The sequence below is a fragment of the Achromobacter sp. SIMBA_011 genome, assembly GCF_046535435.1.
GTDB lineage: Bacteria > Pseudomonadota > Gammaproteobacteria > Burkholderiales > Burkholderiaceae_B > Achromobacter > Achromobacter dolens.
In genome coordinates this window covers 1-24,209 of the sequence record NZ_JAWRWN010000008.1, presented here as the reverse complement: position 1 = coordinate 24,209, position 24,209 = coordinate 1, and the positions used below count along the sequence as shown (strand labels likewise).

The following is a 24,209-nucleotide window of genomic DNA, read 5'->3' as shown; positions in this document are numbered from 1 at the left end:
GCATATAGAGCCTGAAACCAGGCTCCAGGTTCAATCCGCCTGCTTACGCAGGAAAGCGGGGATGTCGAAATGATCCATGCCCGAGCTTTCCAGCGCGCGCACCTGGGCCGACGCCTGGCTGCGCGGGTTGCGCATGACAGACGGCATGTCCAGATTGCGGTAATCACCCTGACCGGCGGCCGGCATCGTGCCCATGGGCATGTTGTCGGTGCCGGTGCGCAGCACTTCAGCGGTGCTCTGCACCAGTTGCGGACGCGCCTGCGCACGGCCCAGGCCGGTCGCAACCACGGTCACGCGCAGGTTTTCACCCATCGATTCGTCGTAGGCGGTGCCGAAGATCACGGTCGCGTCGTCCGAAGCGTAGCTGCGGATCGTTTCCATGATTTCGCGCGTTTCGCGCATCTTCAGCGAGCGGCTGGCGGTGATGTTGACCAGCACGCCGCGCGCGCCGTTCAGGTCCACGCCTTCCAGCAGCGGGCAGGCGATGGCGTGCTCGGCGGCGACGCGGGCGCGGTCAGCGCCCGAAGCCGATGCCGTGCCCATCATGGCCTGGCCCTGCTCGCCCATGATCGTCTTGACGTCTTCGAAGTCGACGTTGACGTTGCCTTCGACGTTGATGATTTCGGCGATACCCGCGCACGCGTTGTGCAGGATGTCGTCGGCCGAACGGAAGCAGTCTTCCTGCGTCGCGTCCTCGTCCATCAGTTCATACAGGTTCTCGTTGAGCACCACGATGAGCGAATGCACGTGCTTGGCCAGTTCGGCAATGCCGTCTTCGGCCATCTTCAGGCGCTTGTTACCTTCGAACGAGAAGGGCTTGGTGACCACGCCCACCGTCAGAATGCCCAGCTCCTTGGCGACTTCGGCCACGACCGGACCTGCGCCCGTGCCGGTGCCGCCGCCCATGCCCGCGGTGATGAAGACCATGTGCGCGCCGTTCAGGGCGGCACGGATCTCTTCACGCGCGGTTTCGGCCGACGCGCGGCCTTGCTCGGGCTTGGCGCCCGCGCCCAGGCCGGTGCGGCCCAGGCGGATCTGCACCGGGGCGTTGGTCGCCGCCAGTGCCTGCGCATCGGTGTTGGCGCAGATGAAATCCACGCCGTGCACGCCGCTGCGAATCATGTGCGCGACGGCATTGCCGCCCGCACCGCCCACACCAACGACCTTGATTACGGTCCCTTTGGTGTTGTTCTCAAGCATCTCAAAGTTCATCATGATGACTCCCTCACAAGTCCGATTTTGCAAATCACAAAAATTCCCCAACAACCTATATTTTGTGAATCGCCTCAAAGCCGAAGCCGACTGCTTTGGTCCGCAACGGGTTTGAGACGCCTCCCCTTTCTGGCCCGGCCCGCCCTACCGCCGCGGATCGTGCCAAGGAGCAGGCCCCAACCTGCCCCCCTCTTCAATTCATGAACCATTCCTTCATGCGCGCCAGCAGGCTCTTGAAATTGCCGGTCTGCGCGGCGACCTTGCGGCCGCGCACGCGTTGCATACGCGCCTCCTGCAACAGCCCCATCACGGTCGAGAAGCGCGGATTGCGCATCACGTCGGCCAGGCTGCCTTCGTATTCGGGCACCGCCACGCGGACCGGCTTGAGGAACACGTCCTCGGCCAGTTCGATCATGCCGGGCAATTGCGCCGAGCCGCCGGTCAGCACCACGCCGGAAGCCAGCAGGTCCTCGTAGCCGGAGTCGCGCACCACCTGCTGCACCAGCGTGAACAGTTCTTCGACGCGCGGCTCGATCACGGCGCCCAGCGCCTGGCGCTTGACCTGGCGCGGGCCGCGGTCACCCAGGCCCGGCACTTCCACGGACTCGTCCGGGCTCGCCAGCACCTGCTTGGCCACGCCATAGCGAAGCTTGATTTCCTCGGCATCGGGCGTCGGCGTGCGCAGCATGGCCGCGATGTCGTTGGTGATCTGGTCGCCGGCGATCGGCAGCACGGCGGTGTGGCGGATCGCGCCGCCGGTGAAGATCGCCACGTCGGTGGTGCCGCCGCCGATGTCCACCAGGACGACGCCCAGCTCCTTTTCGTCGGCGGTCAGCACGGCCAGGCTGGAGGCCAGCGGCTGCAGGATCAGGTCCTGCACTTCCAGGCCGCAGCGGCGCACGCACTTGACGATGTTCTGCGCGGCGCTGACGGCGCCGGTCACGATGTGCACGCGCACTTCCAGCCGCAAACCGCTCATGCCGATGGGTTCGCGGATGTCTTCCTGGCCGTCGACGATGAACTCCTGGGTCAGCACGTGCAGCACCTGCTGGTCGGTCGGGATGTTCACCGCCTTGGCGGTCTCGATGACGCGGGCGACGTCGGTGGCGGTGACTTCCTTGTCCTTGACGGCGACCATGCCGCTGGAATTGAAGCTGCGGATATGGCTGCCGGCAATGCCGGTGTAGACGTCTCGGATCTTGCAATCTGCCATCAGCTCGGCTTCTTCAAGCGCGCGCTGAATCGAATTCACAGTGGTCTCGATATTGACGACCACGCCCTTGCGCATGCCGCGCGATTCGTGCTGGCCGAGGCCAAGCACTTCGAATCGCCCTTCGGGCAGGATTTCAGCCACCACAGCCACCACCTTGCTGGTGCCGATATCGAGGGCGACGATAAGGTCCTTGATGTCACGGGTCATGGCGTTAGCGTTTCTTGGGAGGTTTCGGTGTGGATTTGGGTTTGTTTGCCGACGCGGGCAACGGGGCCAGCGCCAGGGCGAAACCATTGGGATAGCGCAGGTCGGCCTGCGTGATGGTGCGCCCTTCCAGGCGCCCCGCCACGGCCGGCCAGGCCTGAACAAAACGTTGAATGCGCGCCGCGAACGGCAGCGCGCCGGGCAGGCCGTGCGGATCCGGCGCATCGGCGCCCGGATCTCGGCCCAGGTCCAGCAGCATGCCGTTGGACAGCACCACGCGCCAGGCGTAGCGCGGACTCAGCTCCAGCTGCTTGACATGCATATCGAGCGGCGCGAACCAGCGCGCCAGCTCGGCGTAGCGTTGCACCACCAGCGACTCGGTGCCCTCGGGCCCGGAGAACTGCGGCAGCACCGTCTCGTCGTCCACTTCGCCCGTGTTGGCCGTGAACGCCTCGCCCCAGGTGTTGATCATCTGGTTCTCGTTCCACAGCGCCAGCGGCTGCTGCTCCTCGATGCGCACGCGCAGCACATTCGGCCAGATCCGCCGCACGGTGGCGTGGCGCACCCATGGCACCGACTCGAAGATCTCGCGCGCGTCGTCCAGGTCCACCGTGAAGAAGTTGCCCTTGAAGCGCCCCGCGATCGCCGCGCGCACCGCGCCCGGCGAGACATAGTGCAGCTCGGAGTCCGGCGTGGACTCCAGCTCGATGGCCGACAGCGTGAAATACGGACGCTGCGCCACCCACACCACGCCCGCCAGGAGCATGGCGCAGACCGCCAGCACGGCAAGCGTGTTGGCGATCAGGTTGGTCGTGCGAGCGTCGTTCCACACAGAATGTCCGGGTCAAGTATTGCGAGCGGCGCTGTGCAACTTGCACGAGGCGTCGGCCAGGATCGCCACGCACAGCTCGGCATAGCTCATGCCGGTGGCGCGGGCCGCCATCGGCACCAGCGAATGGCTGGTCATGCCGGGCGAGGTATTCATTTCAAGCAGCCAGGGGCGGTTGTCGGCATCCAGCATGAAGTCGGCGCGGCCCCAGCCTTCGCAGCCCAGCGCGCGATAGGCGCGCACCGCGATGTCGGCGACCTCCTCGGCCACGGCCGGCGGCAACGCGGCCGGGCAGAAGTACTGCGTGTCATCGGAGAAGTACTTGTGCTCGTAGTCGTAGTTGCCGCCGGGCGCGGCGATCTCGATCACCGGCAGCGCGCGCGCGGTCTTGCCGCCGCCCAGCACCGCCACGGTCAGCTCGCGGCCCTGGATGAACTGCTCGGCCAGCACCTCGGCATCGAACCTGGCGGCCAGCGCGTAGGCTTCCTTCATGTCGGAATAGCCCACCACCTTGGTGATGCCCACGGTCGAGCCCTCGTGCGGCGGCTTGATGATGAGCGGCAGGCTCAGGCGGTCCGGCACCAGGCGCAGTTCCGTGTCGGCGTCCAGCAATTCGAATTCCGGCGTGGGCAGGCCATGCTGCAGCCACACGCGCTTGGTCATGGTCTTGTCCATGGCCAGGGCCGAGGCCAGCGGGCCGCTGCCGGTATAGGGGATGCCCAGCAATTCGAGCGCGCCCTGGATCGAGCCGTCTTCGCCGAAGCGGCCATGCAGGGCGATGAACACGCGCTCGAAGCCCTCGGCGGCCAGCTCGGCCAGGCTGCGCTCGCCCGTGTCGAACAGGTGCGCGTCGACGCCGGCGCTGAGCAGCGCCTGGTGCACGCCAGCCCCGGACATCAGGGACACTTCGCGTTCGGCGGAACGGCCGCCGTACAACACACCCACCTTGCCGAATTTCGCGCTCATGCCAATTCTCCAACTTGGGCCGGGACCTTGCTGATCGAGCCCGCCCCCATGACGATCACCACGTCGCCGTCGCGCACGAAATCGACCACCGCCTGCGGCAGGTCGGCCACGTCCTCGACGAACACCGGCTCGACCTTGCCGGCCACGCGCAGGGCGCGCGACAGGGCGCGGCCGTCGGCGGCCACCAGCGGCGGCTCCCCGGCGGCATAGACCTCTGTCAGCAGCACCGCGTCGGCCGTGCCCAGCACGCGCACGAAATCCTCGAAACAGTCGCGGGTGCGCGTGTAGCGATGCGGCTGGAATGCCAGCACGATGCGGCGGTCGGGCCAGGCGCCGCGGGCGGCGGCCAGCGTGGCGGCCATTTCCACGGGGTGGTGGCCGTAGTCGTCGATCACCGTGAAGGTGCCGCCGCCATGCGCGGCCGGCACCGGGAATTCGCCCGTCTGCGTGAAGCGGCGGCCCACGCCCTTGAACGAGGCCAGCGCGTCGCGGATGGCTTCATCGGCCACGCCCAGCTCGGTTGCCACGGCGATCGCCGCCAGCGCGTTGCGCACGTTGTGCAGGCCCGGCAGGTTCAGCTCCACCTGCAGCGGCGGCAGCAGCGTGTCGCGGTGGCTGCGCTGCACGTTGAAGCGCATGCGCGTGCCGTCGGCCTGCACTTCGTAGCCGCGCACCATCGCGTCTTCGTTCAGGCCATACGAGGTGATGGGGCGCGACACGAACGGCATGATCTCGCGCACGTTGGCGTCGTCGGTGCACAGCACCGCGCTGCCGTAGAACGGCAGGCGCTGGGTGAATTCGATGAACGCGCTCTTGAGGCGGGCCACGTCGTGGCCATAGGTGTCCATGTGGTCCGCGTCGATGTTGGTCACGATGGCCATCACCGGCAGCAGGTTCAGGAACGAAGCGTCGGATTCGTCGGCCTCGACCACGATGTAGTCCCCCTGCCCCAGGCGCGCATTGGCCCCGGCGGAATTCAGGCGCCCGCCGATCACGAAGGTCGGATCCAGATCGCCGGCGGCCAGGATGCTGGCCACCAGGCTGGTGGTGGTGGTCTTGCCATGCGTGCCGGCCACCGCGATGCCGCGCTTCAGGCGCATCAGCTCGGCCAGCATGATGGCGCGCGGCACCACCGGGATGCGGGCGGCGCGGGCCGCGATGACTTCGGGGTTGTCGCCCGCCACCGCGGTCGACGTGACGATGGCGTCGGCGCCGGTGACATTGCTGGCGACGTGGCCGATGGCGATATTCACGCCAAGGCCGGCCAGGCGGCGCGTCACGGCCGACTCGTTCAGGTCGGAACCGCTTATGGTGTAGCCCAGGTTGAGCAGCACCTCGGCGATGCCGCTCATGCCGGAACCGCCGACGCCTACGAAATGGATATGCTGGATTCTGTGTTTCATGATGAACGCCCCGCTGCTTGTTCACAGACGTCGGCGATATGCGCCGCCGCTTCCGGGCGCGCGTGCGCGCGGGCCCGTTCTGCGACGGCTTGCAGTTCTTGGCGGGAACGCTGGCCCAGCCAGTCCGCCAGCCACTCGGGGCTGAAGGCGTTCTGCGGCTGCAGCCACGCGGCCTGCGCGTCGCTCAGGAAGCGCGCGTTGGCGGTTTGGTGATCATCGATGGCATGGGGCAGCGGCACGAACAGCGCCGCGACGCCGACGGCGGCCACTTCGGACACCGTCATGGCGCCCGCGCGGCAGACCAGCAGGTCGGCCTCGCCCATGGCGCCGGCCATGTCGTCGATGAAGGCGCGGCAGTCGGCCGTCACGCCCGCCTGGGCGTAGGCCTGCTGCAGCGCCGGCAAATGTTGCTCGCCGGCCTGGTGCACCACCACCGGACGGTCCGCCTGCGGAAGTCGAGCCAGCGCTTGCGGCACGGTGGTATTGAGCGCCTGGGCGCCCAAGCTGCCACCCACCACCAGCAGCCGCAACGGGCCGCTGCGGGCGGCATAGCGCCGCGCCGGATCGGGCAAGGCGCACAGGTCGACGCGCACCGGGTTGCCCATGACCTCGCCCTTGGGCAGCACGCCGGGGAACCCGCTCAGCACGCGGCGCGCCATCCTGGCCAGCCACTTGTTGGCGGTGCCGGCCACCGCGTTCTGCTCGTGCACCACCAGCGGCGTGCCACGCAACGTCGCGATGACGCCGCCCGGAAAGGCGACATAGCCGCCCATGCCCAGCACCACGTCCGGACGCACGGACGACAGTCGCGCCCAGGCCTGGGCGAAGGCGCGCACCAGCAGGAACGGCAGCTTCAGCAGCGCCGTCACGCCCTTGCCGCGCACGCCGGCGAAACGCAGCGGCACCAGTTCGATGCCGCGCGGCGGCACCAGCTTGCCTTCCATCTTGTCCGGGTTGCCCAGCCACAGTACGCGCCAGCCGCGCTGGCGCAGCACGTCGGCCACGGCCAGGCCGGGCATGATGTGGCCGCCGGTGCCGCCGGCCATGATCAGGATGGTGCGCGACGACGCGGTCATACCCGTCCTCCGCGCATCATGATGCGGTTTTCCACGTCCACCCGGATCAGCATGGCCAGGGCGCACAGGTTCATCACCACGCCCGAACCGCCATAGCTCATCAGCGGCAGCGTCAGGCCCTTGGTCGGCAACAGCCCGAGGCACACGCCCATGTTGATGAAGGCCTGCACCCCGAACCACATCGCCACGCCGTGCGCCACCAGGCCCGCGAACGTGCGTTCCATGGCAATGGCCTGGCGGCCGATGTCGAAACCGCGGTAGACGATGATGGCGAACAGCGTGATCACCAGCATCACGCCGGCGAAACCCAGTTCCTCTCCCACCACCGCCATCAGGAAGTCGGTATGGGCCTCGGGCAGGTAGTGCAATTTCTCGACGCTGGCGCCCAGCCCCACGCCCAGCCATTCGCCGCGCCCCAGGGCGATCAGGGAATGCGAAAGCTGGTAGGCGCTGCCGTAGGCGTTGTCTTCGTTCCAGGGATCCAGGTAGGCGAAAAGGCGCGCGCGGCGCCACGGCGACAGCCAGATCAGCATCAGGAAGGTGCCGACCAGCACCGCCAGCAGGCTGCTGAAGTATTTGCCGTTGATGCCGCCCAGGAACAGGATGCCGATCGCGATCGCCACGATCACCATGAAGGCGCCCAGGTCGGGCTCGAGCAGCAGCAGCATGCCGACGCCGGCCAGCGCGAACGCCATCGGCAGGAAGCCGCGGGCAAAGGCCTGCATGTGTTCCTGCTTGCGCACGGTGTAGTCGGCGGCGTAGAGCAGCGCGGCCAGCTTCATCAGTTCCGACGGCTGGAAATTCAGCGGACCCAGCGGGATCCAGCGGTGCGCGCCGTTGACCTCGCGGCCGATGCCGGGCACCAGCACCGCCACCAGCAGCACCATTGCCACCACGAACAGCGGCACCGCCAGGCGTTGCCACACGCGGATCGGAATCGCCAGCACGACGGCGCCCGCCACCAGGCCGGCAGTGACGAACAGGCCATGGCGAATGACAAAGTAATAGCGGCCATAGGAGGCATAGCGCGGGCCGTCGGCCAGCGCGATCGACGCCGAATACACCATCAGCAGGCCGAGCAGCAGCAAGGTCGACGCCGCAATCGCGAGCGGCATGTCGAAATTGCGCATGCGGGTACGGCCGGGCCGTACGGCGTTGACGCTGGCGGTGAGATCGGCGATCAGGCTCATGCCACCTCTCCCCGGTCGCGGGCCAGGTCTTCGACCTCTTCCACGAACACTTGCCCGCGGTGCGGGTAATTGCGGAACATGTCCAGGCTGGCGCAGGCCGGCGACAGCAGCACCACGTCGCCGGCCTGCGCCAGGTCGGCGGCGCGGCGCACGGCGTCGCGCAGCGATTCGACGGCGATGCAGTCGACGCCGGTGGCGCCCAGCACCCGACCGATCTCGGGGCCGTCCTGGCCAATCAGCAACACGGCGCGCGCGTGGCGCGACACCACCGGGATCAGCGGCGAGAAGTCCTGGCCCTTGCCCTGGCCGCCGGCGATCAGCACCACCGGCTGGCCCATGCCTTCCAGCGCGGCCACGGTGGCGCCAACGTTGGTGCCCTTGCTGTCGTTGATGTAGTCCACGCCGCCGATACTGCGCACGAAGGCGGCGCGATGCGGTTCGCCGGCGTATTCGCGCAGGGCCCGCAGCATCGGGCCCCAGCCCAGATCCAGGCAACGCGCCAACTGCAACGCGGCCAGTGCGTTCAAGGCATTGTGGATGCCGCGGATACGCAAGGCATCGACCGGCATCAGGCGGCTCATGCGGCCCTTGGCACGCGTCGGCTCCGGCGCGTCCTTCTTGCGGCGCACCGGCGCGACGGGCTCATCGAAGTCGACCGGCTCGGCCGCCACCAGCCAGGCCACGCCCTGGCCCAGCTCCAGGCCCATGTCGCCGACCAGTTCCGGCACGTCGCGGCCAAAGCTGCGCACCGGCATGGCAGCCAGCGACGGCACCATGTCCACGGTATGGGGGTCATCGCGGTTGACGATGGCGATGCGCGTCATCTTCAACAGGCGCGCCTTGGCGCGCGCATAGGCGTCCATGCCGCCATGCCAGTCCAGATGGTCCTGCGTCACGTTGAGCACGACGGCCGCGTCGGCCATCAGCGTATGCGTGGTCTCGAGTTGGAAGCTCGACAGCTCCAGCACCCACACCTGCGGCAGATCGTCGGCATCCAGCGCCTGCATCAGCGCGGTCAGCGCCGCCGGGCTGATGTTGCCGGCGGCCAGCACCGACAGGCCACTGGCCGCGACCAGATCGCGCGTCAGCGCGGTGACGGTGGTCTTGCCATTGGTGCCGGTCACGGCCAGCACGCGTGGGCGATATTCGCGGGTCTCGGCCAATTCGGCCAGCGCCCGCGCGAACAATTCGATCTCGCCGATGATCTCGATGCCGCGCGCCTTGGCCTCGCGCAGCAGATCGCCGGCCGGCGCGCCTTCGGGCGCCAGTCCCGGGCTGACGACGATCTGGCTCACGCCGTCCAGCAACGCGACGTCGAAAGACGTATCGCAGCCCAGGCGGTACTCGACCTCGGCCTGCGCCAGCGCATCACGCAACGCGTCCAGTCCACCCGGCTCCGCGCGCGTGTCGGCCACCCGCAGGCGGGCGCCCTGGCGGGCGCTCCAGCGTGCGGCGGCCACGCCCGACTCGCCCAATCCAAGGATCAGGACAAGCGGCGCGTCGGCGCGGGAGGTTTCCATCGTATTCATCGCAACTTCAGGGTAGAGAGGCCAATCAGCACCAGCATCATGCTGATGATCCAGAAACGCACGACCACCTGGGTTTCCTTCCAGCCGCCCACTTCGAAGTGATGATGCAGCGGAGCCATGCGGAATATGCGTCGACCTGTTCCATAACGTCGCTTGGTGTACTTGAACCACGTCACCTGGATCATCACCGACAGGGTCTCGACCACGAACACGCCGCCCATGATGAACAGCACGATCTCCTGGCGCACGATGACCGCGATGGTGCCCAGCGCGCCGCCCAGCGCCAGCGCGCCGACGTCGCCCATGAAGACCTGCGCCGGATACGCGTTGAACCACAAAAATGCCAGCCCCGCGCCCCCGATCGCCGCGCACAGCACCATCAATTCCGAGGCGCCGGGGATGTAGGGGAACAGCAGGTACTTCGAATAGTCGACGCGGCCGACCACGTAGGCAAAGATGCCGAGCGCGCTGCCAACCATCACGGTAGGCATGATCGCCAGGCCATCCAGGCCGTCGGTCAGGTTGACGGCATTGCTGGTGCCGACGATCACGGCCCACGTCAACGCCACGAAGCCGAGCACGCCCAGCGGATAGCTGACGGTCTTGAAGAACGGCACGATCAGGTCGGCGCGCGTCGGCAGCGACATCGTGAAGCCGCTTCCGACCCAGGCCTTGAACAGCGGCCACAGTTCGGTGTTGGCCGGCGCCGACACGGCGAACGCCAGGTAGACCGCGGCCACCAGCCCGATGGTCGCCTGCCAGAAGAACTTCTGACGCGCCGGCATACCCTCGGGATCGCGATAGACCACCTTGCGGTAATCGTCCATCCAGCCGATCCAGCCAAAGCCGAACGTCACCAGCAGCACCACCCAGACGAAGCGGTTGGTCCAGTCGGCCCAGAGCAACGTGCTGATGGCGATGGAAATCAGGATCAGCACGCCGCCCATGGTCGGGGTGCCGGTCTTGACCAGGTGGCTTTCCGGGCCATACGAACGCACGGCCTGGCCGATTTTCATCTCGGTCAGCTTGCGGATCACGCGCGGGCCGGCCACCAGGCCGATCAGCAGCGCCGTGGCGCACGCCAGCACCGCGCGCAGCGTGATGTACTCGAACACGCCCAGCGCGCGCACATCATCGGAAAGCAGACGGGCGATCTCAAGCAGCATGGTTGTCCCCCTGCCCCTTGGACGCTTGCCCGTCATTCGAAATAAAAGCCGTCACTACCCGCTCCATGCGCATAAAGCGCGATCCCTTTATCAATACGCAGGACGCGCGCAGGCCGCGCAATGCGGCAACGACTTCGTCTACCGATGCGCAGGCGTGCGCGCCCGTGCCGTAGGCGGCCGCGGCCGCCCGGCTGGCATCGCCTAGCGTGATAAGCGCGTCGAGGCCAAGCTCGCGCGCGTAATTGCCCACCTCTTCATGCATGGCGGGGCCGTTGTCCCCGACTTCGCCCATGTCGCCCAGAACCAGGACACGCGTGCCGGCCATGCGGGCCAACACATCGATGGCCGCGCGAACCGAGTCGGGGTTGGCATTGTAGGTGTCATCGATGAGCAACGTTCCGTCACTCAATTTCTTGTGCTGCATCCGGCCCGCGACCGGGCTGAAGCCAGCCAGCGCGCGCACGGCGGCATCCAGCGGCGCGCCGGCGGCGATGGCGCTGGCGATTGCCGCCAGCGCATTGCGCAGGTTGTGCACGCCGGGCACCGGCAGCGTCAAGTCGGCGCTGCCCATCGGGGTCACCACGCGGCAGCGCGTCGAATCGACGTCCGCCAGGATCTGCTCGGCATAGACGTCCAGACCGGGCTGCAGGCCAAAGCGCAAGACCCGGCGTGGAGCGGCCAGCTTGTCCCAGATGGTCGAGTAAGCCTCGTCGCCCGGATAGACGGCCACGCCGTCCGCCGGCAGCGCCGAGATGGCGGCGCCGTTTTCCAGCGCGACCGCTTCCACGGAGTGCATGAATTCCTGGTGCTCGCGCTGGGCATTGGTCACCAGCGCCACGCTGGGCGCCGCGATGGCAGCCAGTTGGGCGATTTCGCCCGGATGATTCATGCCGAGTTCGAACACGGCCGCGCGATGCTCCGGACGCAGGCGCAGCAGCGTCAGCGGCACGCCGATGTCGTTGTTCAGGTTGCCGGCCGTGGCCAGCCGACCTGTCTCGCCGCGCCAGACCGCCAGCATGGCCGAGATCATTTCCTTGGTGGTGGTTTTGCCGTTGCTGCCCGTCACAGCCACCACCGGCAGCGTGAAGCGGGCGCGCCAGGCCGCGCCGATGCGCGTCAGTGCCACGCGGGTATCGCCCAGCACCAGTTGCGGCAGGTTCGATTCCGGCACGGCGTGCGCCACCACCGCGGCGCAGGCGCCGCGTTCGGCGGCCTGGTCCAGGTAGTTGTGCGCGTCGAAGTTCTCGCCCACCAGCGCCACGAACAGCTCGCCAGCGCCGATGCGCCGCGTATCCGTGGAAACGCCCTTGACCAGCGGCAGCAGCAGCGCCAGCCGCGCCCATTCGCGATCGTCGAACGGCAGCTTCTCGCCGGCGATCTCCTGATAGGTTTCGTGGCCCTTGCCAGCCAGCAGCACCACGTCCTCGGGCGCGCTGGCCCAGATGGCCCGCATGATGGCGCGGGCGCGGTCGACCTGCACCTCGACCGCCGCCGACGCCGGAATGCCGGCCAGGATCTGCGCCACGATCGCTTCGGGCGACTCGCTGCGCGGGTTGTCGCTGGACACCACCACGTGGTCCGCGAGTTCGGCGGCGATGCGGCCCATCTCGGGGCGCTTGCCGGCGTCGCGGTCGCCGCCGCAACCGAACACGCACACCAGGCGGCCGGCGCGCGCCTGCGCCACCGGGCGCAATGCCATCAACGCGCGCGCCAGCGAATCTGGGGTGTGGGAGTAATCCACCACCACCAGCGCGCCACGACCCGAGTGGGCCTGCGTGCTGGCGGCAACCGGTTCCACGGTCTGCAGGCGGCCATCGACCGGATCGGTCGCGGCCAGCTCGCGCGCGATCTGCGCGAATGGCAGGCCCAGCTTGTACAGCACGCCCGCCACCAGCAGCAGGTTGGAAACATTGTGCGCCCCCAGCAGGCGCGTCACGATCTGGGCCTCGCCATGCGGCGACACCAGCGTGAAGATCTGGCCTTGCGCGGTGGCCTGCAGGTCGCGCGCGCGCATCGCGGCGGGAATCGCCGGGTCCGCGCTCAGGCTGTAGCCCATCACCGACAGGTCCGCCGGCAGCGAGGCGATCAGGCGGCGCCCGGCTTCATCGTCGGCGTTCACCACCGCCGCGCTCAGGCCCGGCCAGCGGAACAGGCTGGCCTTGGCCGCCTCGTAACGTTCCATCGTGCCGTGATAGTCGAGGTGATCGCGCGTCAGGTTGGTGTAGGCGGCCAGCGCCACCCGCACGCCATCCATGCGGCCCTGCTCGATGCCGATCGAAGACGCTTCCATCGCCACCGCCTTGGCGCCGGCGTCGCGCATGGCGGCCAGCAGGCGGTGCACGGTCAGCACGTCCGGGGTCGTGAGATGGCCGCCCAGCGTCTGCCCGTCGGGCAGCACGGCGCCCAAGGTGCCAATGGTGCCGCAGGGCTTGTCGTTGCGGCCCAGCGCGTGGGCGATCCATTGCACCGACGAAGTCTTGCCATTGGTGCCGGTCACGGCCACCACGGCCAGGGTCGACGACGGCCGGCCGTACCAGGTGTCGCCCAGCTCGCCCAGCAGGGCGCGCAAGCCGGTCACCGGCAGCATCGGCGTATCGCCGGCGGCGGCCGCGGCCTCGATGGCCTCGGTCGCGGGCGCCTCGAACAGCACTGCGCTGGCGCCCAGCGCCAACGCCTTCTCTATATATAGACGGCCGTCGCTGGACAGGCCCGGGCAGGCGACGAACACGTCGCCCGGCTCGATCTCGCGGGAGTCCAGCTTCAGGTGCGCGGTCAACGACACGCGCGAATGCAACCACGCCACGGCTTGTTCGACCGTGGCGGCGGGGGATGAGAGGAAGCCTTTGGCGCTCATCTGCCTGGCTCCTTGATACCAGCAACAATTGTCGATTCGAAGGGCGCGTCCGGCCGCACCCCCATCAGCCGCAGACTCCCGCCGACAATGTGGGAGAACACGGGCGCGGCGATCGCGCCGCCGTAATAACCACCGACCGTGGGCTCGTCGATCGAGACGGCCACCACGATCTTGGGATCGGACACCGGCGCAAAGCCCACATACGAACTGCGATACCGCTGCGTGCTGTACTTGCCGTCGACAATCTTGCGCGCGGTGCCGCTCTTGCCGGCCACACGGTAACCCTGGACCTGGGCGGCTTTGGTGCCGTCCGGCCCGGTGGCGGCCTCCAGCATCCCGCGCACCAGCGCGGTGGTCTTGGGCGTATAGATCTTGACGCTGGTCGGATCGCTGTCGCGCTTGACCAGGGTCAGCGACACCATGTCGCCATTGCGGGCGAAGACGGTGTAGGCGCGCGCCACTTGCAGCAGCGACACCGACAGGCCATAGCCATAGGCCATGGTGGCCTTCTCGATCAGGCGCCAGCGGTCCCACGGACGCAGGCGGCCGGGGGCCGCGCCGGGGAATCCCACTTGAGGGGCCTGGCCCAGGCCCAGTTCGGTGAAGCGGTCCCACATCTCGCGCGATTCCAGCTTCTCGGAGATCATCGTCATGCCGATGTTGCTGGACTTGCGCAGCACGCCGGCCACGTCCAGCGTGCCGTTGCGGCTGACGTCGCTGATCGTGCTGCCTTGATACGTAAAGCGGCCGTTGCCGGTCTCGAACAGGGTCGAGGTGGTGATGCGGCCCAGGTCCAGCGCCAGCGCGGCGGTGAACGGCTTCATGATCGAGCCGGGCTCGAACGTATCGGTGATGGCCTGGTTGCGCAGGTTGGCGCCGTGGAAGGTCTCGCGCTTGTTCGGGTCGAACGTCGGCACGTTGGCCAGCGCCAGGATCTCGCCGGTATGGACGTCCACGACCACGGCGGTGGCGCCCTTGGCCTGGTGCTTGTCCATCGCGTCCTTCAGTTCCTTGAACACCAGGTACTGCAGGCGGGTGTCGATCGACAGCCGCAGGTCGCGGCCATCCACCGGCAGCGTCACGGCCTGCACGTCCTCGATGACGCGGCCCAGCCGGTCCTTGATGACGCGGCGGCTGCCCGGGCGTCCCGACAATTGCTGGTTGAAGGTCAGTTCGACGCCTTCCTGGCCCTGGTCCTCGACGCTGTTGAAACCCACCACGTGGGCCATCACGTCGCCGTCCGGGTAGTAGCGGCGGGTCTCGGGCTGCTGGTGCACGCCCGGCAGGCCGAGCTGCTTGATCTTGTCGGCCACGTCCATCGAGACCTGGCGCTTCAGGTAGACGAAGTTCTTGTCTTCCTCGACCCGGCGGCGCAAGTCGGCGATCGGCGTTTCCAGCAATTTGGCCAGCGAGTCCAGCTGGCTCGGGGTCGCCTGCTTCAGATCCTCGGGAATGGCCCAGATGGCGCGCGCCGGCACGCTGGAGGCCAGCACCGCGCCGTTGCGGTCCATGATCTTGCCGCGGGTGGCGGACAGCGTCAGGGTGCGCTCATAGCGACGCTCGCCTTGCTGCTGCAGGAATTCGGTAGACAACCCTTGCAGAAACAACGCGCGGCCGGCCAGCACGGTGAAACCGCCAAACAGCAGGATCAGCACAAGACGCGCGCGCCAGGTCGGCAGTTGCCCGCGCAGCACCGGATTGTCGAAGAACGGAACGCGCTTCATTGGGCACCTCCGCTGGCCGGCACCGGCGCCTGATTCAGATAGAGCGTGCGGTCAGGCACGATGGGAATCATCTTCAGGCTGTCGCGCGCGATCACGTCAACCCGGGCGTTGCGCGCCAGCTCGGCGCGCTCCAACTGCAGACGCCGCCAGTTGGTTTCCAGGTCGCGCTCCTGCGCCTGATCGCGGCCCAGCTCGACGAAGAGCTGGCGCGACTGATACCGGCTGGTGACCAGGGAAATGGCCGACAGCATCAGCAAAGCCGCAACGATCAGGTTGACGCGACCCATCAGCGGCGCCCTCCCTTGCCGCCGCGGCGAGGCGGCGGAGCCAGATCGCTGCCCGGCAGCGACCCGATTTTCACGAACGCCATGCCGCCCTCGGCGGGCAAGGGCGTGGCGGTGCGTTCGGCCACGCGCAGCACGGCCGAACGGGCGCGCGCATTGGCCGAGACCTCATCGTCTTCGGCCAGCACGCGCCCCAGGGAACGCAGCACCGGCTGGGGCATTTCGCTTTCGCGCAGGGGCAGGCGCGCATGCGCGGCTGCCGGACGAGCCGCCGCCGCGATGCACTGCTTGACCATACGGTCTTCAAGCGAATGAAAGCTGATCACCGCCAACCTCCCCCCCGGGGCAAGCAGGTCTAGAGCTGACGCGAGGGTGCGCGCGAGCTCTTCGAGTTCCCGATTGATGTAAATCCGTAGAGCTTGAAAGGTGCGTGTGGCCGGATGCTGCCCCTTTTCGCGCGTGCGGACGGCGCTGGCGACGCACTCGGCAAGCTCGAGCGTGGTGCGCAGCGGCCTTGTTGCGCGGCGAGCAGCAATCGCCTTTGCAACCTGAAAAGCAAACCGTTCTTCGCCATAATCCGCTATGACCTCCCGCATCTCATCCACACTGGCTTGCGCCAGCCAATCCGCCACCGTGGGTCCACGAGTGGTGTCCATCCGCATGTCGAGCGGGCCGTCCCGCATGAACGAGAAACCGCGCTCGGCATCGTCGATCTGAGGCGACGACACCCCCAGATCCAGCATCACGCCATCGACCTTGTCGATGCCGAGCTGCCGCAACTCTTCGGCCATGGTGGCAAAGCCCCCATGCACCACCGTCACCCGGGAATCCGCCGCCGCCAACGCATTGGCCACCGCGATCGCCTCGGGATCCTTGTCGAACACCACCAGGCGGGCCGCCGGACCGAGGCGGCCGAGCAGCTCGCGGCTGTGGCCACCGCGCCCAAAGGTGCCGTCCACGAAGACACCCCGTTCCGCTCGCGTAGCCGCGGCCGGCTCGTCCTGGACGTGCGACCGTGCCGCGCCCTTGCCGCCGAAATCGGCCAGCAACAGCGCGTCCACCGTCGGCTCCAGCAGGACGGGCCGATGTTCGAATTCCATAACTCTTTCAGAACGAAAACTGATTCAACACATCCGGCATACCCTTGGCCAGGTCCTCAGCCTCGCGGCTGGCCAGGGTAGCGGCATCCCACAGCTCGAAGTGGGCGCCCAGACCGAGCAGCATCACATCGCGCGTCATACCGGAAGCGTTGCGCAGTTCAGGCGCGATCAGGACGCGGCCGGAGCCGTCCAGTTCCACGTCCTGAGCGTTGCCCAGCAACAGCCGCTGCAACGCGCGCGCCGTCATGGGAAAGGCGGCAATCTGCTCGCGCTTCTTTTCCCACTCGGGCCGCGGGTACACCAGCAGGCAGCCGTCTGGGTGGCGGGTCAGGGTCAGGCGGCCTTCGGCCTGCGCCATCAGCGCGTCACGATGCCGGGTCGGAATCGAGATCCGTCCCTTGGCATCCAGCGTGAGCGCGCTGCTTCCCTGAAACACCACTTTTACCCCACTTAATTGCACAATTTCCTACTATTTCCCACTCTACGGTATGGCAATGGGGCGGTCAAGCGCGCGGTTGCAATTTTTTCAATCACAACAAGGACTTAGAGCAACTTGTAAATACGCAAAAAGAAAAACCTCCCAATAAATCAGGAGGTTGCGTCACTATCTAAAAGTGCTTCTTAAGAAGTGGCGGCTAACAATGCCTTTGCATTGTTTTACCCGGCCCGCTTGCCGAAGACTGGCGGGCGTTGCGCGCCAGGTGGCGGATATCGCGGCGAGAAAAAAGCGCCGCGGCGCCACGCGTCGATCGGAAATCCAATGCAAGACGGGTCTATAGGCCGGATTCTGTACACCAGGTTTCCCTGGCGGACGATCATTCCTCTGCGCGGATCATTGCTGAGCCGCTGTAGCCATCTACCCGCATGCTCGGACGGAGCCGCCCTTCGCGACCCGAAAGCCGCACGCATGCCTATTTGATGTTGCTCCGGGTAGAGGTTGCCGCGTTTCACCCTGCGATGCCGCCGGCCGTTGCCGACCGGCGCGATACGGAGATGGCCGTATCGGTGCGCGACTGGCGCGCCCGCCCCGCAGACTCGTCTCTGTGGCCCTGTTCCTCGACCGCGTCCGAAGACGCGACCGGACGGCCGTTAGCCGCTACCCTGCCCTGTGGAGTCCGGACCTTCCTCGATGGACTCGCATCCACCGCGATCGCCCGACCCGCCTTGCGGTGCGTATTCTAGTACAGGTCGCCGCTCCGTCCCCGAACAGCGGCGCGGGTTCCTGCGACAATACCGGTCTGATCCGCTTATCCGCCGCAAGAACGACCCGACCCACATGGCCCTCGCAACGCTCATCACCCTGACCGACATCCAGCTGGCCTATGGCCACCACCCGCTGCTGGACCACGCCGACTTCGCCATTCAGGCCGGCGAGCGCATCGGCCTCATCGGCCGCAACGGCGCCGGCAAGTCCTCGCTGCTGCGGCTGCTGGACGGCCGCACCGTGCCGGACGATGGCGACATCGCCCGCAGCTCGGGCCTGCGCGTGGCCACGGTCGAACAGGAACCGGAACTGGACGAGAACGCCACCGTGTTCGACGTGGTCTGCAATGTCGACGGCGACCATGAAGACTGGCAGCGCCCCTCGCGCGTGCGCGCCGTGCTGGAAAAGCTCGGCCTGCCTGCGGACGTCCAGATCGCCGGCCTGTCGGGCGGCACCCGCAAGCGCGTCGCGCTGGCCCGCGCGCTGGTCGAAGAACCCGATCTGCTGCTGCTGGACGAACCCACCAACCACCTCGACTTCGACGGCATCGCTTGGCTCGAAGAAATGCTGCGCACCTGGAAGGGCGCCGCCGTCATCATCACCCACGACCGCCGCTTCCTGGATTCCGTGGCCACCCGCATCGTCGAGCTGGACCGCGGCCGGCTGCTCAGCTTCCCCGGCAACTTCTCGCAATGGCAGGAGCGCAAGGCCCAGTGGCTGGAGTCCGAACGCCTCGAACAGGCCCGCTTCGACAAGCTGCTGGCCCAGGAGGAAGTCTGGATCCGCAAGGGTGTGGAGGCACGCCGTACCCGCAATGAAGGCCGCGTGCGCCGCCTGGAACGCCTGCGCGTCGAACGCGCCGAGCGTCGCGAACGGGTCGGCGACGTGTCGCTGGCGCTGGCCGAGGGCCAGCGCTCGGGCAAGCTCGTGGCCGAACTCGACCATGTCGGCAAACGCTTCGGCGACAAGATCGTGGTGGACGACTACTCCACCACCATCCTGCGCGGCGACCGCATCGGCATCATCGGCCCCAATGGCGCCGGCAAGACCACGCTGCTAAAGCTGATCCTGGGCGAGATGCAGCCGGACAGCGGCACGACCCGCCTGGGCACCAACGTGTCGGTGGCCTACTTCGACCAGATGCGCGCCCAGCTCGACGAGAACGCGACGCTGGTCGACATCATCAGTCCGGGCAGCGAGTGGGTCGAGATCGGCGGCACCCGCAAGCACGTCATGAGCTATCTCGGCGACTTCCTGTTCTCGCCCGCCCGCGCCGGTTCGCCGGTGCGCAGCCTGTCGGGTGGCGAACGCGCCCGTCTGCTGCTGGCGCGCCTGTTCGCGCGTCCGGCCAACGTGCTGGTGCTGGACGAACCGACCAACGACCTCGATATCGAAACGCTGGAACTGCTTGAAGAACTGCTGCAGGAATACTCGGGCACCGTGCTGCTGGTCAGCCACGACCGGGCCTTCCTGAACAACGTCGTCACGCAGACCATCGCCTACGAAGGCAACGGCCACTGGCGCGACTACGTCGGTGGCTATGACGAATGGGTAGCCCAGCGCCCCGCGCCGGCGCCGGTCGCCGCGGCGCAGGAAGACGCAGCCAAGGCGGCGCGCGCGGCCGACGAAGCCGCGGCCCGCGCCAAGGCCGCCAAGCCCAAGCCGGCCCGCGCCGCCAAGATGAATTCGTGGGAGCTGCGCGAACTCGAAGGCCTGCCCGAAGCCATCGCCGCGCTCGAAGCGCAGCAAGCCGAACTGGCCGGCAAGCTCGCCGACGGCAGCCTTTACCGCGATGCGCCCGCCGAAGTCGAACGCATCAACAGCGAGCTGTCCAAGCTGGAAAGCGAACTCGAGGAAAAGTTCGCGCGCTGGGAATTGCTCGAGGCGCGCCGCGAAAGCGCCCTCTGATCCAGTCCCGTTACCGCAGCGCCCGCGGCGCTTCCCGCACCGCCCTCTATATATAGTCGGAGGGCGGTCGCCGCGCTCAGACCGACGCGCGCCAGGCCAGCGTCTCGCCAGCGGCCAGCGGGACCAGCGCGGTGTTGCCGAACGGCACCTCGTCCGGAATCTGGAAGCTTTCGCGCACCAGCGTCAGCTTGCCAGTGTTGCGCGGCAGCCCATAGAAATCAGGGCCGTGGAAGCTGGCGAATCCTTCCAGCTTATCCAGCTTGCCGACCGCATCGAACGCGGTCGCGTACAGTTCCATCGCATGCAGGGCGGTATAGCAACCGGCACAGCCGCAGGCATGCTCCTTCAGGCCGCGGGCATGCGGCGCACTGTCGGTGCCCAGGAAGAAGCGCGGGCTGCCGCTGGTCGCGGCCTCCACCAGCGCCAAGCGGTGCGTCTCACGCTTCAGGATCGGCAGGCAGTACCAATGCGGTCGCACGCCGCCCTGGAAAATCGCATTGCGGTTGTACAGCATGTGCTGCGGCGTGATCGTGGCCGCGATAGGCCCTTCGGCATCGCGCACGTATTCGGCGCCTTCCTTGGTGGTGATGTGCTCGAACACCACCTTCAAGGCCGGAAACGCGCGGCGCAGCGGCTTCATCACGCGCTCCACGAAGATCGCCTCGCGGTCGAACACGTCGATCGACGGATCCGTCACTTCGCCATGCACCAACAGCGGCATGCCGCACTTTTCCAGCGCTTCCAGCGCCTTGGCGCACTTGCCCAGCAAGTCGGTCACGCCGGCGTCGGAATTGGTGGTCGCGCCCGCGGGATACAGCTTGACCGCGTAGACCTGGCCCGACTCGTGCGCGCGGAAGATCTCCTCGGCCGAGGTATTGTCGGTCAGGTACAGCGTCATCAGCGGCGTGAAGGCGCCCGCATCGCCGCCCGCCTTGGTCAACGCCGCCAGGATGCGGCCGCGATAGGCCAGCGCCTGCTCGGTGGTGGTCACCGGCGGCTTCAGGTTGGGCATGATGATGGCGCGGGCGAACTGCCGCGCCGTATCCGCAACGACCGCTTCCAGCGCCGCGCCGTCGCGCAGATGCAGGTGCCAGTCGTCGGGGCGGGTGATGATCAGTTGATTGGTGTTTTGCGTGGACATGTAGAGGCTTCTTAATCTGCCAGGGGCATGCCCCGTTCGGCCAGCGCGCAGAACATCGCGCTGCCCAGGGGAATGACGGCATCGTTGAAATCGAAATGCGAGTTGTGCAGCACGCAGCCGGATTCGGCGCCGCCCTGCCCCAGGCGGAAGTAGGCGCCGGGCTTGCTCTGCAGCATGAAGGAGAAATCCTCCGACCCCATCGACGGCACCAGATCGCGCACCACGTTTTCCTTGCCGATCATCTCGGTGGCGATGTCGGCGACCAGGTTGGCATGCTGTGGCGTGTTCAGGGTCGCGGGATAGATGCGTTCGTAAGTCAGTTCGGCCGTGCCGCCGAAGGCGCCGGCGATCGCCGTCACCAGTTCGCGCATGCGCGTCTCGACCATCTCCTGCACCGACTTGCGGAATGTGCGCACCGTGCCCACCAGCCGCGCCTCGCGCGGGATCACGCTCATCGCGCCAGGGTGGCCCGCCTGCAGGGACCCGATCGACACCACCGCGGAATCCAGCGGATTGACGTTGCGCGACACGATGGTCTGCAATGCCGTGATGACCTGGCCGGCGATCGTGACCGGGTCAATCGTCTGATAAGGATGCGCGCCGTGGCCGCCACGGCCTGTGATCAGGATCTCGAAGCGGTCTGCCGCGGCCATCATCGGCCCCGGATTGATGCCGATGGTGCCGGGCCTCAAGCCCGGCCAGTTGTGCAAGGCATAGATGGCATCGCACGGAAAGGTATCGAATAACCCGTCCTCCATCATGGCCTTGGCGCCACCGCGTCCTTCCTCGGCCGGCTGGAAGATGAGCACGGCCGTGCCATCGAAATTGCGCGTCTGCGCCAGATACTTCGCCGCCCCGATCAACACAGCAGTATGGCCGTCGTGGCCGCAACCGTGCATCAGGCCCGGCTTGGTCGACTTGTGCCCGAATTCGTTGTCCTCCGTCATCGGCAGCGCATCCATGTCGGCACGCAGGCCGATCATGCGGCCGCTGTCGCAGCGTTTGCCGCGGATGACGCCCACCACGCCGGTCTTGCCAATTCCGCGATGCACCTCGATTCCAAGCGCCTCAAGCGCACCTGCGACGATCCCGGACGTCCGGACCTCTTCGAAGCCAAGCTCGGGATGGGCATGCAAGTCGCGCCGCAGCGCCGTCAATTCGTCATGGAACAGGCGAATTGATTCCAAAGGAGAACGTGCGTACATAGGAGGTTACAGAATGACGTGAGAGGGGGGACAGTGGGGATATTTTAGTTGCTACAGAGGATAAATGCCTTTGTCTTTACGGGAGAGACACGTTATGCTCCGGCCGCAGGACAATTTTTCCAACAGCCAGAGAAGGAGCGCCGCATTATGGCCACAACCTCCAAACCCGCGACCGCGCGCAAGCCGAACGCTGCATTCATGAAGCCCCTGACTCCCAGCGCCGAACTGGCCGCTGTGATCGGTTCGGAAGCCGTGCCGCGCACCGAGGTCACCAAGAAGATCTGGGAATACATCAAGAAGCACAACCTGCAAGATGCGAGCAACAAGCGCAACATCAACGCCGATGCCAAGCTGCGCCCGATCTTTGGCAAGGATCAGGTCACGATGTTCGAACTGACCAAACTGGTCAACGCACATCTGAAGTAAGCAGGCAAAGGGCGTACCCTGTACGTCCCTGCCTCGATACTGTCGCGACGCCCTGGCTAGAACGCCGGGCGGACCCGACTTCCGAAGATCCCCGCCGCCACAGGCTTTGCGCCTTGTCCAGCCAGTCCCATACCCGCGATGGGCACGGCCTTCCTCCCCACCTCATCCGTCTTGCATGCGAACGCTGTCGCGTCGAATCGCGTGGGCAACATCATTGCGGTCTCGATCGAGATGCATGAGCACCCTCACGCTGTCGTGGCAGCCGCGCGTACGGGTCGGCGTCCTGAACGCAATGCTGCTCAGCAAAGGTCCGCGATCTCTCATGACTCGCCATGCTCGGCACGCGACGATCTGCGCTTCATCGAGCAAGCAGGCGCGAAACGTCAAGGCCGCCGATCGCTGTGCGGCCATACGCGAAGATACCAGCGAGTAGATATACGGTCGTGGGGCGGCGCCCGATCGAACAGGCGAAGCAACTCGCCAGCGCGCTGGTCATCGGCCGCAACATCAAGCGCGGCATTGCTGAACTGCGGCCCTTGCGCCAGGTCCAGCAACACCTGCGCCATCCGCACCAACGCCGCCAAGCCGCGCGGTTCATCGTGCAGCAACATGACGCTCGCCACTACCTCCAAAAGGCCCCTCGCGGCGTTCGCGCCTTACCCTGTGATGGCCGCGAGACAGTCAATGGCGAGCGATCGCCCATCCAGATAGTTCCGCCGCCAGCGCGTCAACGCCACGGCGTGGTCCCGAACGAAAAAAAGCCGGCGTCAGCCGGCTTTTTAGTGCGAGCGCCCGGAATCAGGCGTAGGAGGTCGGCGCAGCGCCTTCCAGCAGGGCCAGCCAGCCCTTGATCAGGCGATACAAGCCCCACACTACCGTCGCGACTACACCGATCCAGCCAATGTAGATGATCAGCGCCAGGCTGCTGATGGCCAGCCAGAGCAACGCCCACCAGAAGGTGCGCAACAGCCAGTCGAAATGGGTGGCATAAACGGTGCCGGCGACGTCCGAGCGCTTCAGGTACATCAGCACGACAGCCGCCAGGGTGGCGATGCCCAGGAAACCACTGGTCAGAAAGCCCAGGGCGAACAAACCATAGGCGACATGGGTCAGCGTGCGCAGGTCTAATGCCGTACCGGGCGCGGGGGTCTGGGTATCACTCACGATTACGCTCCAACAATTGACTCGGTCAATCTTACCGCACAAAGCCAGCCGCCCCACGAGCGTTGTTATTTGGGCACATTCAATGCTGGCGCGGGTTGCAGGCTCGCTGCGGGGGCTTATCGCAAGCGATTTTCAGGAGTCGAAACCACAACGATCAATGACAGGATCGCCCTGGAATTCCGTCGCGGGCGCTATGTGGAAAACAAAAACCCCCGTGCGGCGCAAGCCGCACGGGGGTTTCTTTTCGGGGTTTCTTTTCAGGGTGTGGCGCGCCCCAAAAGACAAAACCCCACAGGCGTTAGCCTGCGGGGTTTTGAGCAATAAAAGCCTGACAATGACCTACTTTCACAGACGTCCGTCCACTATCATCGGCGCAAAGGCGTTTCACTGTCCTGTTCGGGATGGGAAGGA

Annotated in this window: 20 protein-coding genes and 1 other RNA gene; 2 read left to right on the top strand and 19 right to left on the bottom strand. The window is 66.7% G+C overall.

What is annotated here, in order from left to right; genetic code table 11:
* Positions 1 to 30: 30 nt before the first annotated feature.
* The 15 genes from ftsZ to rnpB form a co-directional block, all read right to left on the bottom strand.
* The gene (gene ftsZ, locus SB816_RS23180) at positions 31 to 1,215 is read right to left on the bottom strand and encodes a cell division protein FtsZ (protein WP_054501910.1); all 1,185 of its coding nucleotides are present in this window, start codon (positions 1,213 to 1,215) and stop codon (positions 31 to 33) included.
* Between the two features lie 190 nt (positions 1,216 to 1,405).
* The gene (ftsA, locus tag SB816_RS23175) at positions 1,406 to 2,632 is read right to left on the bottom strand and encodes a cell division protein FtsA (RefSeq protein ID WP_006217473.1); all 1,227 of its coding nucleotides are present in this window, start codon (positions 2,630 to 2,632) and stop codon (positions 1,406 to 1,408) included.
* Between the two features lie 4 nt (positions 2,633 to 2,636).
* The gene (locus SB816_RS23170; protein ID WP_020925135.1) at positions 2,637 to 3,461 is read right to left on the bottom strand and encodes a cell division protein FtsQ/DivIB; all 825 of its coding nucleotides are present in this window, start codon (positions 3,459 to 3,461) and stop codon (positions 2,637 to 2,639) included.
* A 12-nt stretch (positions 3,462 to 3,473) separates the two neighbouring features.
* A complete protein-coding gene (locus SB816_RS23165) occupies positions 3,474 to 4,424 on the bottom strand; it encodes a D-alanine--D-alanine ligase (RefSeq protein ID WP_054501912.1) in 951 nt (316 codons plus the stop codon).
* A complete protein-coding gene (gene murC / locus SB816_RS23160; RefSeq protein ID WP_064527137.1) occupies positions 4,421 to 5,827 on the bottom strand; it encodes a UDP-N-acetylmuramate--L-alanine ligase in 1,407 nt (468 codons plus the stop codon). Before murC ends, SB816_RS23165 begins: the two co-directional genes overlap by 4 nt.
* Positions 5,824 to 6,903, bottom strand: coding sequence for an undecaprenyldiphospho-muramoylpentapeptide beta-N-acetylglucosaminyltransferase (gene murG / locus SB816_RS23155; protein WP_410547599.1), 1,080 nt, complete (start codon positions 6,901 to 6,903; stop codon positions 5,824 to 5,826). Before murG ends, murC begins: the two co-directional genes overlap by 4 nt.
* Positions 6,900 to 8,093, bottom strand: a complete 1,194-nt coding sequence (gene ftsW / locus SB816_RS23150) for a putative lipid II flippase FtsW (protein WP_054501915.1) — start codon at positions 8,091 to 8,093, stop codon at positions 6,900 to 6,902. The genes murG and ftsW overlap by 4 nt, the downstream gene beginning before the upstream one ends.
* Entirely contained in the window at positions 8,090 to 9,622 is a 1,533-nt protein-coding gene (gene murD / locus SB816_RS23145) for a UDP-N-acetylmuramoyl-L-alanine--D-glutamate ligase (protein ID WP_410547598.1), read from the bottom strand. Before murD ends, ftsW begins: the two co-directional genes overlap by 4 nt.
* Positions 9,619 to 10,788 (bottom strand): phospho-N-acetylmuramoyl-pentapeptide-transferase, encoded by a 1,170-nt coding sequence (mraY, locus tag SB816_RS23140; RefSeq protein WP_049071384.1) that lies wholly within the window; start codon positions 10,786 to 10,788, stop codon positions 9,619 to 9,621. Before mraY ends, murD begins: the two co-directional genes overlap by 4 nt.
* Positions 10,778 to 13,642, bottom strand: a complete 2,865-nt coding sequence (murF, locus tag SB816_RS23135) for a bifunctional UDP-N-acetylmuramoyl-L-alanyl-D-glutamate--2,6-diaminopimelate ligase MurE/UDP-N-acetylmuramoyl-tripeptide--D-alanyl-D-alanine ligase MurF (protein ID WP_410547597.1) — start codon at positions 13,640 to 13,642, stop codon at positions 10,778 to 10,780. The genes mraY and murF overlap by 11 nt, the downstream gene beginning before the upstream one ends.
* Positions 13,639 to 15,366, bottom strand: coding sequence for a peptidoglycan D,D-transpeptidase FtsI family protein (locus SB816_RS23130; protein WP_054419225.1), 1,728 nt, complete (start codon positions 15,364 to 15,366; stop codon positions 13,639 to 13,641). Before SB816_RS23130 ends, murF begins: the two co-directional genes overlap by 4 nt.
* Positions 15,363 to 15,653 carry a cell division protein FtsL gene (gene ftsL, locus SB816_RS23125; protein ID WP_049071379.1) on the bottom strand — a complete coding sequence of 97 codons (291 nt, stop codon included), beginning with the start codon at positions 15,651 to 15,653 and terminating at the stop codon, positions 15,363 to 15,365. Before ftsL ends, SB816_RS23130 begins: the two co-directional genes overlap by 4 nt.
* Complete coding sequence (gene rsmH, locus SB816_RS23120) at positions 15,653 to 16,750, bottom strand: 16S rRNA (cytosine(1402)-N(4))-methyltransferase RsmH (protein WP_054501918.1); 1,098 nt, start codon at positions 16,748 to 16,750, stop codon at positions 15,653 to 15,655. The genes ftsL and rsmH overlap by 1 nt, the downstream gene beginning before the upstream one ends.
* 7 nt (positions 16,751 to 16,757) lie before the next feature.
* Complete coding sequence (gene mraZ, locus SB816_RS23115; RefSeq protein WP_006392946.1) at positions 16,758 to 17,186, bottom strand: division/cell wall cluster transcriptional repressor MraZ; 429 nt, start codon at positions 17,184 to 17,186, stop codon at positions 16,758 to 16,760.
* Positions 17,187 to 17,510: 324 nt separating this feature from the next.
* Positions 17,511 to 17,916, bottom strand: an RNA gene (rnpB, locus tag SB816_RS23110) — RNase P RNA component class A.
* 110 nt (positions 17,917 to 18,026) lie between these two features.
* Here rnpB and SB816_RS23105 point away from each other — a divergent pair.
* Positions 18,027 to 19,862, top strand: a complete 1,836-nt coding sequence (locus SB816_RS23105; RefSeq protein WP_054501919.1) for an ATP-binding cassette domain-containing protein — start codon at positions 18,027 to 18,029, stop codon at positions 19,860 to 19,862.
* 76 nt (positions 19,863 to 19,938) lie between these two features.
* Here SB816_RS23105 and pyrC read toward each other — a convergent pair whose 3' ends face one another.
* Together pyrC and SB816_RS23095 are read right to left on the bottom strand one after the other, a co-directional pair.
* On the bottom strand, positions 19,939 to 21,003 hold the full coding sequence (pyrC, locus tag SB816_RS23100) for a dihydroorotase (RefSeq protein ID WP_054501920.1): 1,065 nt from the start codon (positions 21,001 to 21,003) through the stop codon (positions 19,939 to 19,941).
* Between the two features lie 11 nt (positions 21,004 to 21,014).
* Positions 21,015 to 22,208, bottom strand: coding sequence for a M20 aminoacylase family protein (locus SB816_RS23095; RefSeq protein WP_049071372.1), 1,194 nt, complete (start codon positions 22,206 to 22,208; stop codon positions 21,015 to 21,017).
* Positions 22,209 to 22,355: 147 nt separating this feature from the next.
* Here SB816_RS23095 and SB816_RS23090 point away from each other — a divergent pair, with 147 nt between their 5' ends.
* Positions 22,356 to 22,634 carry an SWIB/MDM2 domain-containing protein gene (locus tag SB816_RS23090; protein WP_006217453.1) on the top strand — a complete coding sequence of 93 codons (279 nt, stop codon included), beginning with the start codon at positions 22,356 to 22,358 and terminating at the stop codon, positions 22,632 to 22,634.
* A gap of 383 nt (positions 22,635 to 23,017) precedes the next feature.
* On the opposite strand, the gene SB816_RS23085 is transcribed toward SB816_RS23090, so the two are convergent.
* Both SB816_RS23085 and SB816_RS23080 read right to left on the bottom strand, forming a co-directional pair.
* Positions 23,018 to 23,245 carry a hypothetical protein gene (locus tag SB816_RS23085; protein ID WP_410547596.1) on the bottom strand — a complete coding sequence of 76 codons (228 nt, stop codon included), beginning with the start codon at positions 23,243 to 23,245 and terminating at the stop codon, positions 23,018 to 23,020.
* Between the two features lie 187 nt (positions 23,246 to 23,432).
* Complete coding sequence (locus SB816_RS23080) at positions 23,433 to 23,798, bottom strand: DUF4870 family protein (RefSeq protein WP_054501922.1); 366 nt, start codon at positions 23,796 to 23,798, stop codon at positions 23,433 to 23,435.
* Positions 23,799 to 24,209 lie beyond the last annotated feature (411 nt).